The sequence below is a fragment of the Capnocytophaga leadbetteri genome, from assembly GCF_003054025.1.
GTDB lineage: Bacteria > Bacteroidota > Bacteroidia > Flavobacteriales > Flavobacteriaceae > Capnocytophaga > Capnocytophaga leadbetteri.
Window position 1 is genome coordinate 225834 of record NZ_QBKG01000001.1, and the last position, 12683, is coordinate 238516.

The window sequence follows — 12683 nt, forward strand, 5'->3', positions numbered from 1 at the left end:
TATCTTTATCGAATTAAATCATTCAGAAAACTATCGGTGTCTTTGTTGTTGTAAAATGAACGTATTTCTTCGGCATTTTCTTTCATTAGCGTTCTGATGAAGGCATCGTAAGTGGTCTTTCGGTCTTCTAAAAAACCATTGAAGTACCGTTCGCTTACCTCCATACCATTAGCTTTCTCAATCTTTAGCAGTCGCTCGTATAGGGGGGCGATATGTACGTTAATCAAATGCTTGGGCAATGCCTTGCGATACGATACATAGTGCGTGATTTCGTCTTTCTCATTTCTGATAATCTCAAAATTGGTAATCACCCAATAATACCTACCGCTCTTCGATAGATTCTTGATAATAGCGTGAAAGTTGTTCTTCCCCTTTAGGTTCTCCCACAGTATTTTAAACACCACCTTAGGCATATCGGGGTGGCGTATAAGGCTATGAGGCTGATTGTATAGCTCAGCCTCATTGTAGCCCGATACTTCCTGAAAGGCAGCGTTGCTCGCTATGATGTGTCCGTGCTTGTTAGTACGGCTCATTAGGGTAGCACGCTTGTCCCATATCACCTCTTCATCTATAGGCTCAGGGCGCTTTATCGTTGGATTTTCTGTCATTATTTACTTAATTTGTGCAACCAGTTGCGCATATCAACTTCTTTAGCAATAGCAGCGCGGAGTTCAGGTATCGCTATGCGCACTTGCTCCATAGTGTCGCGGTGGCGCAAGGTAACGGTATTGTCTTCTAAGGTCTGATGATCGACCGTTACACAGAAAGGCGTACCTACTGCATCTTGACGACGATAACGTCTTCCTACCGCATCTTTTTCGTCGTAAGCTACATTGAAATCGTATTTTAGCTCGTTTACTATCTGTTCGGCTACCTCTGGTAGTCCGTCTTTTTTCAGCAGTGGCAATACGGCTACTTTAGTAGGCGCTAATACAAAAGGCAAACGCAATACGGTGCGGGTGTCGCCTCCTTCTAAGGTCTCTTCTTGTAGTGAATTAGAGAGTACCGCCAAGAACATACGGTCTAAGCCGATAGAGGTTTCGAGTACGTAAGGGGTAAAACTTTGATTGTCTTCAGGGTCGAAGTATTGCATTTTCTTGCCTGAGTATTTCTCGTGGTTGCCAAGGTCGAAGTTAGTACGAGAGTGGATACCCTCTAACTCTTTGAACCCGAATGGGAAACGGAACTCTATATCGCAAGCAGCATCGGCGTAGTGCGCTAACTTTTCGTGTGGGTGATAGCGGTAGTTTTCCTCGCCCATACCAAGTGATAAGTGCCATTTCAGGCGAGTTTCTTTCCAATACTCATACCACTGTTGTTGTGTACCTGGTTTGATGAAGAACTGCATTTCCATTTGCTCAAACTCGCGCATACGGAAAATGAACTGACGAGCCACTATCTCGTTGCGGAAAGCCTTTCCGGTTTGGGCGATACCAAAAGGAATCTTCATACGTCCGGACTTTTGTACGTTCAGGAAGTTTACAAAAATACCCTGAGCGGTTTCGGGGCGTAGGTATAAGTCCATTGAAGCATCGGCAGAGGCGCCTATTTTAGTGCCGAACATTAGGTTGAACTGCTTTACATCTGTCCAGTTGCGCGAACCTGTTTCGGGGTCGGCTATTTCGAGTTCTTCGATAAGGGCTTTTACATCGGCAAGGTCTTCTTTTTCTAGTGATTTGCCTAAGCGGTGTAGAATTTCTTCGCCGCGCTGTTTGTATTCAAGCACTTTGGGGTTAGTAGTGACGAACTGCTCGCGGTCGAAAGCATCGCCGAAGCGTTTTTGCGCTTTGGCAATTTCTTTTTCAATCTTATCGTCTAATTTAGCTACGTAATCTTCTACAAGCACATCGGCACGGTAGCGTTTTTTAGAGTCTTTATTGTCGATAAGTGGGTCGTTGAAAGCATCTACGTGACCAGAAGCCTTCCAAGTGGTAGGGTGCATAAAGATAGCGGCATCTATACCCACTATATTTTCATTCATTTGTACCATTGCTTTCCACCAGTATTCGCGGATATTTTTCTTCAGTTCAACTCCGTTTTGTCCGTAGTCGTACACGGCACTCAGACCGTCATAGATTTCGCTTGAAGGGAATATAAAGCCATATTCTTTGGCGTGTGCAATTACTTTTTTAAATAAATCTTCTGTTTTTGCCATATATTTTTGTGAATTTTTCAGGGTGAAATGAGTTCAGAGTACAAAGGTATAAATAATTTGGGAATTAGCAAAATTAGGTGTTAGATTTTAGGTGTTAGCGCGGGTAGGATGTTTTTCTGGTTTTTGAACCATAATTAGTTGTTTATACTTCGGTAATCTTTCGCCTATCCTTCGCTGTAAGTATATCCTTCCTATATCTGAGGTAAAGGGGAGATGGCTGTAGTAGATTTTTCTGGGGAATTAGCGTAAATTAGAGAATTAGCAAATTTGCTAATTGGTAAATTATTCTTATTTTTGCCACTTATGTTAAGATACTTGATTTTGTAAAAGAGGCTTTTAGATTGTTAGTTTCTCTCTAAAGCTGCCGATAAAAACTTAGAAGTATTTGGTGTCAATGCTCATCAGTATCATCTGAAAAACTAAACGACTATGGAAATCCAAGATTTATTAGGGCGACCTATCCATTCTCCGGAAATAAAAGATTTTTTTGCGCAATATCATTTGCCACAAAACCCTGAACCTGAATATGATGCTTATGGCAACTTATTTTGGGTACGAGTTAATAATGAAGAAAATACCATTCGCTGCCTATTTACGGGTTATGTGAGGTATGCTCCCGCTTATGGAGAGCCTATTGGCAATTATAACAAGGAAAAAGACCAACTTATTTTGCATCAAATCACCATTGATTCCGAGAATGCACCCGATGGAAAAATTTCTGATATAAACCTGCCTTTTGGATTGAACATTGGCGATGATAAAACAACCATTGAACAGAAAATAGGCAAGAAGCTTACGCGTAAAGAAGTGAGTGATTATGGTTCTACTTATGATGTTTTATTTGAGGAATTTAGCTTGTTAGTGGCTCTGAATCCTAAGGAACAACTGGACAGGCTAATGTTATTCAAATTAGAACTCTATGAAAAGGAACGTATTCGCCTAAAAGCCCTCCTCAAATCGCAAAACAAGAACATAGACCCCAATCGCATTCCTGAAATACAAGCTTTTCTCTCCGAAACACCTATTCCAGAGTGGCGCCAGCGTATGGCTCAGGGTGATGATATGTTTTCAGAAGAAAGTATTACCGCTGTAGAAACAGCCCTTACGGAATATGTGCAAACACTTTGTGAGGCGGTGCAAAAGAAAAATGCGACTACCGTTTATAACTCTATGGGCAAATTGGTAAAAAAACTCAATAAAATTAATGACAAATACGGACTTATAGAAACAATGGAGCGTGAGGAACTTTGCGAGTGGCTCAATACACTCATACGCAAAACGGGATTGGAATTAGTAGATAATGTAGATATCACCGATGAATACCGCAAGTGGTAAAAGTATAGAAAAACAAGGTATTGCCTTACTCAATCGAGCTTAATTTTTTTAAAATAATTGTATTATGAAATGGAACTATTTATGGATATTTTTGTATTGTTTTGTTTGTGAGGTTCAAGGACAAAATAATTGGTATAGTAACTATAATTATATAGAATCATTTAATGAAGGGGTAGCTATCGTTAGGAAAAACAATAAGTGTGCAGTGGTAGATTTTAAAGGTAAAGAAATTATCCCTCTCGAATATGATGAAATCAAACGTATTGATAGAAAATTTTTTAAGGTGAGAAAGAATAGTCGATATGGTTTGTTTGACAAAGAAGGGAAACTGCTTATTGATGTAAATTATGAAGATGTGGGGAATTTTGTAGATGGACTCGCAACAGTTAAGCGCAATGGCAAATATGGTATGATTAATGAGAGTAAGAACAATGTAGTTCCTTTTCAGTATGATTATATTGATAAACTAAGTGAAGGACTTATTCTCTTCAAAAAGAATTATAAATATGGCTACCTGAATAAAAAAGGTAAGGAGATAATCCCTCCTATATATGATCGTGCTACACCTTTTAAATTACGCTGTGCGATTGTTACTATTAATAATTGTGAGTTTAAGATTGAGAAAAAAGGCTGGTAATTTTGTTAGAATAAAATAGTATGAAAAATAGTCTTTTAGTTTTTATGGAATTTTCTAATTGGCAAATTGGCTAATTAGTTAATTATTCTTACCTTTGCCACTTATGTTAAGATGCTTATTTTTGTAAAATTAGAAGTTATATGGGAGCCGTAAAGTAGAGGGGTTGATAGACACTATTAAAGAGCAATTATAAAACCTTAAAAAGAAGTTATTATGAACTTATATCCTTCTATATCTTCAGAATTGGAACTGGCAGGGAAACTCATAATTCCTTTGTTAGTTTTTCAGTTAATTGCTTTCGTGGCAAAAAAAGTAGAGAATAAATCTATTTCTTCTCTACTTGCCACTACTAAATTTTATAATTAATATAGCAGTAAGTTTGAGTTTTATACTATTTATTGGATATAAAAGAAAATCGAAATTATGAAAAATACCCTTTGGCTTTATAAAAATCCTTATCAAATAGAGATAAGAGAAAAGGAAGTACACCCACCACAAGTAGCGGTTTATCTCTATGAGGCAGAAGAGGAGATAAAAAACGTAGTCCTTACAGGAGGAGGGAGCGTGAGCAGTCTGTGGGAGAAAAGTGCGCTGTTAGACGGTGATAGGTTGCTCATAGCTTGTGGTAATGAGGTATTTTGTATTCTATTGCCTACATTAGAACTCATTTGGCATACACAAGTAGATATGGCTACTTGCTTTGAGATAGCCCCCTATCAAGATGATTATATTACACACGGCGAGGTGGAGATATCACGCCTTAACAAGCAGGGCAAAATTCTCTGGCAGTTCAGTGGGAAGGATATTTTCGTGTCGCCTATAGAGCGTACCCCCGCTTTTAAGATGACTCCACAAGGTATCGACTTAGTGGATTTCAATTATGAAGAATATCATATTGATTATGAGGGTTAGAAGAATAAAAAAGATGTATTTTTGCATCGGAATATAGTGACCCGCTATAAAATATACCCTTTTAGCTTCTGTGAAATTTTCTAATTGGCAAATTGGCTAATTAGTTAATTATTCTTACCTTTGCCAAAACTTTAATAATATACAATGACTTCAAGGCGTGACTTTCTTAAATATATAGGTTTTAGTACGGCAGCAGCGGCGTTGGCAGCTTGCGAAGGTCCCGTGCATAAGTCTATACCTTATCTTGTGCAGCCTGAGGAGATTGTGCCCAGCCAAGCTAATTATTACGCTACTTGTATAGCCGATGGTTTCGACTTTGCTAGCGTATTGGTCAAAACCCTCGAGGGGCGACCTATCCTTATAGAGCCTAACCCCGATGCCCGCTGCGGTAAGGCAGTAAATGCCCGCATATTGGCATCGCTGCTCAGTTTATATGACAGTAATAGGGAGATACCCCAAGAAAAGGCTGGTAAATGGGAACTATTAGACCGCGACACCCGTGCGGCTTTAGCTAAAGCCAAAGCAGAAGGCAAACAGATTGTGTTTCTTTCGCAGACTTTGGCAAGTCCGTCAGCCTATGCACTTATCGATGAACTTAAAGCTGAATATCCTACTTTTCAGCTTATAGAATACGATACCATATCGGAAGATGCGACTCTTTTTGCCTTTGAGCATCAGTACGGGCGGCGTGCGATGCCCGATTACGATTTCAGCAAGGCTAAGCTCATCGTTTCGTTTGCGGCTGATTTTTTGGGCGACTGGAACGGAGGGGGCTATGCCGACAGCTATGCCCAAGGGCGTATTCCTACAAAAACAGGGGGGATGTCGCGCCATATACAATTAGAGAGTAACCTCAGCCTAACAGGAGCTAATGCCGATGAGCGCATCGCTTTGCCGCCAGCCCTATTGCAGCGGGCTTTTGCACAGTTTTACAACTTCTGCAAGGGTTATCCTCTAAAAGATAAGACGTTGCCGCCTGCCCTTACCGAGCGTATCATCGCTCTTGCTAAAGAAGTGCGACAAGCAGGCAGTGAGGCTCTTATCGTTACCGGTATTGACCTGATGCACGTACCGCTCTTGGCTTTTGAACTCAATGAGCAGTTGCAGAGTGCCGCCTTTGTGTTGCGTACGCCTCGCCTTACTCGTCAAGGGTATAGTGCTATGCTATACAACCTTATAGCGGATATGCAAGAGGGCAAAGTAGGGGTACTCTTCATTAATAATCTGAATCCGCTGTACAGTTTGGCTAAAGCTGATGGTTTTGCCGAGGGACTGGCTAAAGTGCCTTTTTCGGTATCGTTTGCGCTTAGGGCAGACGAAACAGCCCTAAAAACTACCTATATAGCCCCCCAACCGCATTACTTAGAGGCGTGGGGCGATGTACAGTTTAAATACGGACATTACGGACTGATGCAGCCTTGTATCCGTCCGCTCTTCAATACGCATCAGTGGCAAGATTGCTTTTTGCAATGGCTGGGGCGCCCTCATACTTATTACGATTATATCAGAGCCTATTGGCAAGAGCATATTTTGGGCAATACTCCTTGGGAAGTAGCACTACAAAACGGTACTTTTGTAAGAGAAGACGAGGTATTCACTCCTGTTCCGCCAATGATATTGACTAAGATGAGTTGTCAAGAGCTCGCTTATGGTGCGCTTGCTTCGGCTAAGGCTACTACAGACTTTCAGCTAACGCTCTACCCTTCGACTGCTTTAGGCGATGGACAGCAAGCCAATAACCCTTGGCTGCAAGAATTGCCCGACCCTATCAGTCGCGCTACGTGGGATAACTACCTGACGATGCACCCTGCTGATGCTAAGCGCCTCGGTATTGAGAATTGGCATACTGCCAACGGAGCCCTATGCGGTCATACTGCCAAAGTAACTGCCGACGGGGTGAGTGTGGTAGCACCTGTATACCTAATGGAAGGGCAGGCGCAGGGCAGTGTAGGGCTGGCTTTAGGCTATGGACGCCAAGCAGGGCTGCCCCCCGAAATGCAGGTGGGCGTGAATGCTTTCGTGCTATACAGACTATACAAAAAAGGTAACCAAACGCAAGATGTTACTATCGAAAAGGTAGGAGGAGAGCACACCTTTGCCTGTATGCAGTTGCACAACAGCTTAGAGGGTCGCGACAATGTGCTGAAAGAGCTCACCTTGGCGCAATATCAGGCATTGCCGCCAGTGGTGCCTTTGCCCTCATCGCCTGCTAAAAAAGAAGGACATCGTTTTAAACTCTCTATCGACCTTAATGCCTGCATAGGTTGTGGGGCTTGTGTAATAGCCTGCCACGCCGAGAACAATGTGCCGGTAGTAGGCAAAGAAGAGGTAAGCCGTTCGCGCGATATGCATTGGCTGCGCATAGACCGTTATTACTCTGAAGAAGACAAAGTAGGTTTTCAGCCAGTGATGTGTCAGCATTGCGAAAAAGCCCCTTGCGAGACGGTTTGCCCCGTAGGAGCTACTGTACACGGAGCGCAAGGGCAGAACCAAATGGCGTATAACCGCTGTGTAGGTACGCGCTATTGTGCGAATAACTGTCCGTACAAAGTGCGCCGCTTCAACTGGTTCGACTACAGTCAGAATCCTGCTTTTAATTATAATATGAATAGCGAAGTAGGGCGAATGCTGCTCAACCCTGATGTAACGGTGCGCACACGTGGGGTGATGGAGAAGTGCTCGCTCTGCATTCAGCGCACCCAAGAGGTAATACTCCGTGCCAAACGCGAGGGACACCCTGTGGCAGCAGATGCGTTTAGCAGGGCAACGGCTTGTGCGGCGGCGTGTACTACAGGGGCTATCCGTTTTGGCGATGCTAATAACCCCGAAGACCCTATTGTGCCACTTACTGCCAGTGACCGTATGTATCACTTATTAGAGCAGCTCGGTACGCAACCCAATGTAATATATCAAACCAAAATAAGAAATACTGATAAAACTAATGACGAAGCATAACCCTTATCATACTATCAGCAGTGAGGTAGCACGCCCTATAGAGGGGCGCGCTAATGGGCAATGGTGGCTCGCTTTTGCTCTTGCCTCAGTCGCCGCCCTTTGGGGGTTTTGGTGTATGTGGCTAACCGTAAGAGATGGTATAGGCGTATGGGGGCTCAACAAGACGGTAGGCTGGGCGTGGGATATTACTAACTTTGTGTGGTGGATAGGCATCGGGCACGCGGGTACGTTCATCTCGGCTATACTGCTGCTCTTTCGTCAGCAATGGCGCGTAGCTATCAATCGCTCTGCTGAAGCGATGACCATTTTTGCTGTTATACAAGCAGGTATCTTCCCGATACTGCATATGGGCAGACCTTGGCTATTACATTTTACGCTGCCTATTCCTAACCAATACGGTTCGCTGTGGGATAATTTCAATTCGCCTCTGCTATGGGATGTGTTTGCGATAGCGACCTACTTTTCGGTGTCGTTAGTTTTCTGGTGGGTAGGCTTGCTCCCCGACTTTGCGATGCTACGCGACCGCGCTTTTAAACCTTTTCAGAAGAAAATATACAGCTTGCTCAGCTTTGGCTGGAGCGGACGCGCTAAAGACTGGCAGCGTTTTGAGCAAACCACCCTGCTTTTAGCGGGTATTGCTACGCCTTTGGTGCTATCGGTGCATACTATCGTTTCATTTGACTTTGCTACCTCGGTAGTACCCGGTTGGCACGCCACTATCTTTCCGCCTTACTTTGTAGCAGGGGCTATCTTTTCGGGCTTTGCGATGGTGAGTTTGCTGCTGATTATCTTGCGCAAGGTGTGCCATTTGCAGGCGTATATCACCCGCCAGCACATAGCCCTAATGAACACCGTGATGCTCATAGCCGGTAGCCTTGTGGCGGTGGCTTATCTGACGGAAATATACACCGCTTGGCGCTCGGACAATGCGACTGAACAGTTTGTATTTCTGAATCGCGCAACAGGGGCTTATGCGTGGGCGTTTGGGCTGATGCTCCTTTGCAATGTGCTACTACCGCAACTATTATGGGTGAAACGACTTAGGCATAGTATTGCCTTTACCGTTTTTGTGAGTATAGTGATATGCGTAGGGATGTGGTTTGAGCGTTTTGTGATTATCGTTACCTCTTTGCACCGCGACTACTTACCCTCATCTTGGACGATGTTTTCGCCTACCTATGTAGATGTAGGGGTGTTTGTAGGGACAATAGGTTTTTTCTTAGTACTCTTTTTGCTCTATGCCCGCACTTTCCCGATGATTGCCCAAGCAGAGATTAAGCAAAACGTAATATTAGACAGCAAACAGCTAGAGAGGACTCGCTCAGCTGAAGAGCTTGTGGCTGAGGTGAAGGCACTACGCCAGCGAGGAGTCGCTATAAAAGAAGTGTATACCCCCTTTGCGGTACACGGGCTTAGCGAGGCACTGGGGCATAAACCCTCGCGCTTGGGCAAAGCCACTTTTGTATACGGACTGCTGGGTTTCCTTTTTGGGGCTTGGCTGGTCTATTACACTATGATAGCCGATTGGCCGCAAAACTTTGGCGGTAAGCCTAACGCTACTTTATGGCAAGGGCTGCCCGCCTTTGTGCCTGTTATTTTTGAGCTGACGGTCTATTTTGCGGCTCACCTATTGGTATTGAGTTTTCTATTCCGCAGTCGTCTGTACCCGACTAAAAAGGCAGAGAACCCTAAGCCAGAGAGTACTGATGATACGTTTGTGATAGCGTATGAGTCAGCCCCACAAGAAGATAAAAACGAAAAATGAAGTGTATAACCAAATATATAGGGCTTGTATTTTTAGGGCTGTTGCTTTTGGCGTGTAGGGATAAGCAAAAGCCTAATCGTGAGTTTGCCCCTGATATGTACGAAAGTGCTGCCTATAAAACCTATGCTACGCCCCCACTGACTCCGCCAGAACACACTGTGAAGCGCGGTAGCCTCCCTTATCCGTATCCTAATACCCTCGAGGGCTATGAGCAGGCTAAGGCAAACTTACGCGCTGATACCTCGCTAACAGTAGATGCCGCGCGAGGGCGAGCGCTCTATAATGTGTATTGCGCGCTTTGCCACGGTGAGCAAGGCGATGGCAAAGGTGTATTAGTGCAGCGCGGTAAGGTGTTTGGCGTGCCTCAGTTTGCAGGTCGTGACTTTACCGAAGGGAGTATTTACCACGTGCTTTACTACGGGCGCAATGCTATGCCTGCCTTTGCTACACAGCTGACAGAAGAAGAACGATGGCAGATAGTGAAACAAGTGTTGCTTAAAGGTGAAATACAAAAGACGAAAGACGAGTAAATTGAAAAAGAGTTTGATAATAATAACAGTGGTATTGGCTTTTTTAGGGGGCTGTTATGCCTTGTTCGCCTATCTGATGCAAATAGGGGTGAATGAGGGGTATGAGCCTGTGCAGCCAATACACTTTTCGCATAAGATACACGCGGGCGACAATCAGATAGATTGCCAATACTGCCATTCGGGGGCTCGCTCATCGGCTATGGCTGCCGTCCCCTCGCTGAATGTGTGTATGGGTTGCCATAAAACGATAAGCGAGTATGAGGGCGAAGAAGACCTTGCACAAGGTTATACCAAAGCCTTCTACACTGCCGAAATAAAGAAACTATACGCTGCTGCAGGCTGGGACGAACAACAGTTTAAGTACATCGGCAAGCCGCAGGGAGTACAATGGGTGCGCATACATAAGCTACCCGATTTTACGTACTTCAATCACTCACAACACGTAAAAGTGGCAGGGTTGGACTGCCAACAATGTCACGGTGAGGTGCCTAAGATGGAAGTTATGCGACAACACGCCCCTCTTACTATGGGTTGGTGTATAGAGTGTCACCGCACGCAGAAAGTCAGCACCGAGTGTGCCAAATGCCATTATTAACCTAAACCCCTCTTTGCTTTGCTTTTTGATGATATACGTTCGGTATTGCAGCCTCGCTACTGTTTGCATTGTGGGGTGCCGCTATTGGCGCATCAGTCGTACCTATGTCTTAATTGTACAGCGCATTTAGAAGAGACCTCTTTTCATTTGTCGCCCGACAACCCCTTATGGCAAACGTTGAGGCATCGTTGCCCTATAGAGGGAGCTACCTCATTATTTTTCTTTGGGAAACGCAATGTGGCACAAGATTTGATACACCATTTGAAGTACAAAGGTAAGCAAGAAATAGGTGAATGGCTTGGCAAGTGGCTCGGCAGCTATATAGCAACTGCCGCCCCTTTTTCTTCAGCAGAAGTAGTGCTACCAGTGCCGCTACACCCACGCAAATTGCGTCGGCGGGGTTATAACCAAGTGGCGCGTTTTGGGCAGAATTTAGCCCGCACTATGCAGATAGCCTATACAGATGATTTGCTGATAAAAACCGATGCGGTTGGCACCCAAACGCGGAAGTTTGTATGGAAGCGGTTCAACGAAAACGACCATATTTTCGCCCTCCGCAATCCTGAACGATGGATAGGCAAGCACCTGCTGTTAGTAGATGATGTAATTACTACAGGCTCTACCCTTGAGCGCTGTTACACCGCCCTGAGCAGCATACCAGAGGTGAAAATAAGTGTAGCCTCAATAGCTTGTGCGGTAATCAAATAAGGAAAAGTAACTAATTGTAAATTAATAAATAACTTAAATAAATATCGTATGAAGAACACATTGAAACTAATGGCTGTAGCATTCGCTATGTTTGCTTTCAGCACCAACGCTACTGCTGCTACTGCTACAGCAGCTGATATGAACCAAAGCGTAGTACTTGACCAAGATGGTAATGCTAATGCTAAGGTAGAAAAAGCTGACCAAGATGGCGGCAAAAAAGAATGTAAAAAAGACGGTAAAAAGTCTTGCTGCAAAAAAGACGCTAAAGAAGATAAAAAATGTTGCGACAAGAATGCCGACAAAAAATCTTGCTGCAAAAAAGACGGTAAGAAATCTTGCTGCAAAAAAGGTGGAGAAAACCCAGCTGACAAAGACGCTAAATAATCTTTTTTGTAGTCTCTAAAAATATTATTCTGAAATTACACCGAGAAAACCTTAGCCCTTATACTGCTGAGGTTTTCTTTTCATATATTAGCTATACACCTTTTGCTGATGAAAATATCTTTATATACACTCTTGTTTGTTATAGGCTCGCTGCTTAGCAGTTGTGGGGGCGATACCCTGCCCAAACCTAAAGGAGGGTTGCGGTTGGACTACACGCCTGCCGTTTATGCACCTGTTACCCAACTGCCTAACTGTCCGTTTAGCTTTGAGGCTAACAGCCTGTCGGAAGTGAAATATCAGGCACACGATTGCGATATAAACATAGAGTACCCCGCGATGCACGCTACTATCTATCTGACCTATAAGCCCGTAGAAGGCAACTTGAAAAAACTGCTGAAAGACGCCCAAAAGTTTACCTACGAGCACACTATTAAAGCCGATAATATAGCTTCTACCGTTTTTGCTAATGATAGTACCCACGTGTACGGTATGTTTTACCAAGTGTATGGCAATGCCGCTTCGCAATCGCAGTTTTATGCAACTGACAGTCTGCGACACTTTATTTCGGGTTCTATCTACTTTAAGGCAGTGCCCAACTACGATTCTATACAGCCGGCTAGTGCTTATATAGAAAAGGATATTCGCAAAATAATGGAATCGCTACAGTGGAAATAAAAAAATGTGGGCAAAATATTGTGCAGTTAAAA

The 12683-nt window shown here is 43.9% G+C and carries 12 protein-coding genes; 10 read left to right on the plus strand and 2 right to left on the minus strand.

The window, feature by feature from the left end; genetic code table 11:
• Nucleotides 1-5: 5 nt before the first annotated feature.
• A complete protein-coding gene (locus C8P65_RS01230; protein ID WP_107780609.1) occupies nucleotides 6-608 on the minus strand; it encodes a PAS domain-containing protein in 603 nt (200 codons plus the stop codon).
• On the minus strand, nucleotides 608-2155 hold the full coding sequence (locus tag C8P65_RS01235) for a glycine--tRNA ligase (protein ID WP_107780611.1): 1548 nt from the start codon (nucleotides 2153-2155) through the stop codon (nucleotides 608-610). The genes C8P65_RS01230 and C8P65_RS01235 overlap by 1 nt, the downstream gene beginning before the upstream one ends.
• A 429-nt stretch (nucleotides 2156-2584) precedes the next feature.
• Here C8P65_RS01235 and C8P65_RS01240 point away from each other — a divergent pair, with 429 nt between their 5' ends.
• The 10 genes from C8P65_RS01240 (at nucleotide 2585) to gldD (ending at nucleotide 12651) form a co-directional block, all read left to right on the plus strand.
• A complete protein-coding gene (locus tag C8P65_RS01240; RefSeq protein ID WP_107780613.1) occupies nucleotides 2585-3490 on the plus strand; it encodes a hypothetical protein in 906 nt (301 codons plus the stop codon).
• Nucleotides 3491-3554: 64 nt separating this feature from the next.
• On the plus strand, nucleotides 3555-4127 hold the full coding sequence (locus C8P65_RS01245) for a WG repeat-containing protein (RefSeq protein WP_107780615.1): 573 nt from the start codon (nucleotides 3555-3557) through the stop codon (nucleotides 4125-4127).
• A gap of 423 nt (nucleotides 4128-4550) precedes the next feature.
• On the plus strand, nucleotides 4551-5039 hold the full coding sequence (locus C8P65_RS01250; RefSeq protein ID WP_107780617.1) for a hypothetical protein: 489 nt from the start codon (nucleotides 4551-4553) through the stop codon (nucleotides 5037-5039).
• 144 nt (nucleotides 5040-5183) lie between these two features.
• Nucleotides 5184-7994: a 4Fe-4S dicluster domain-containing protein gene (locus C8P65_RS01255; RefSeq protein ID WP_107780619.1), complete on the plus strand. Its 2811-nt coding sequence runs from the start codon at nucleotides 5184-5186 to the stop codon at nucleotides 7992-7994.
• Nucleotides 7981-9759: a quinol:electron acceptor oxidoreductase subunit ActD gene (locus C8P65_RS01260; RefSeq protein WP_107780621.1), complete on the plus strand. Its 1779-nt coding sequence runs from the start codon at nucleotides 7981-7983 to the stop codon at nucleotides 9757-9759. Before C8P65_RS01255 ends, C8P65_RS01260 begins: the two co-directional genes overlap by 14 nt.
• Complete coding sequence (locus C8P65_RS01265; RefSeq protein WP_107780623.1) at nucleotides 9756-10289, plus strand: c-type cytochrome; 534 nt, start codon at nucleotides 9756-9758, stop codon at nucleotides 10287-10289. Before C8P65_RS01260 ends, C8P65_RS01265 begins: the two co-directional genes overlap by 4 nt.
• 1 nt (nucleotide 10290) lies before the next feature.
• A complete protein-coding gene (locus C8P65_RS01270; protein ID WP_342747600.1) occupies nucleotides 10291-10884 on the plus strand; it encodes a cytochrome c3 family protein in 594 nt (197 codons plus the stop codon).
• 18 nt (nucleotides 10885-10902) lie between these two features.
• Nucleotides 10903-11592, plus strand: coding sequence for a ComF family protein (locus tag C8P65_RS01275; RefSeq protein ID WP_107780627.1), 690 nt, complete (start codon nucleotides 10903-10905; stop codon nucleotides 11590-11592).
• A 48-nt stretch (nucleotides 11593-11640) separates the two neighbouring features.
• Nucleotides 11641-11976, plus strand: coding sequence for a hypothetical protein (locus C8P65_RS01280; protein WP_107780629.1), 336 nt, complete (start codon nucleotides 11641-11643; stop codon nucleotides 11974-11976).
• A gap of 108 nt (nucleotides 11977-12084) precedes the next feature.
• Nucleotides 12085-12651 carry a gliding motility lipoprotein GldD gene (gene gldD, locus C8P65_RS01285; protein WP_107780631.1) on the plus strand — a complete coding sequence of 189 codons (567 nt, stop codon included), beginning with the start codon at nucleotides 12085-12087 and terminating at the stop codon, nucleotides 12649-12651.
• Nucleotides 12652-12683 lie beyond the last annotated feature (32 nt).

Excerpts from the sequence above, each read along its gene's own strand:
- C8P65_RS01255 (WP_107780619.1), top strand. The coding sequence starts at position 5,184 with ATGACTTCAAGGCGTGACTTTCTTAAATATATAGGTTTTAGTACGGCA.
- C8P65_RS01245 (WP_107780615.1), top strand. The coding sequence starts at position 3,555 with ATGAAATGGAACTATTTATGGATATTTTTGTATTGTTTTGTTTGTGAG.
- C8P65_RS01260 (WP_107780621.1), top strand. The coding sequence starts at position 7,981 with ATGACGAAGCATAACCCTTATCATACTATCAGCAGTGAGGTAGCACGC.
- C8P65_RS01235 (WP_107780611.1), bottom strand. The coding sequence starts at position 2,155 with ATGGCAAAAACAGAAGATTTATTTAAAAAAGTAATTGCACACGCCAAA.
- C8P65_RS01250 (WP_107780617.1), top strand. The coding sequence starts at position 4,551 with ATGAAAAATACCCTTTGGCTTTATAAAAATCCTTATCAAATAGAGATA.
- C8P65_RS01265 (WP_107780623.1), top strand. The coding sequence starts at position 9,756 with ATGAAGTGTATAACCAAATATATAGGGCTTGTATTTTTAGGGCTGTTG.
- C8P65_RS01280 (WP_107780629.1), top strand. The coding sequence starts at position 11,641 with ATGAAGAACACATTGAAACTAATGGCTGTAGCATTCGCTATGTTTGCT.
- gldD (WP_107780631.1), top strand. The coding sequence starts at position 12,085 with ATGAAAATATCTTTATATACACTCTTGTTTGTTATAGGCTCGCTGCTT.
- C8P65_RS01240 (WP_107780613.1), top strand. The coding sequence starts at position 2,585 with ATGGAAATCCAAGATTTATTAGGGCGACCTATCCATTCTCCGGAAATA.
- C8P65_RS01230 (WP_107780609.1), bottom strand. The coding sequence starts at position 608 with ATGACAGAAAATCCAACGATAAAGCGCCCTGAGCCTATAGATGAAGAG.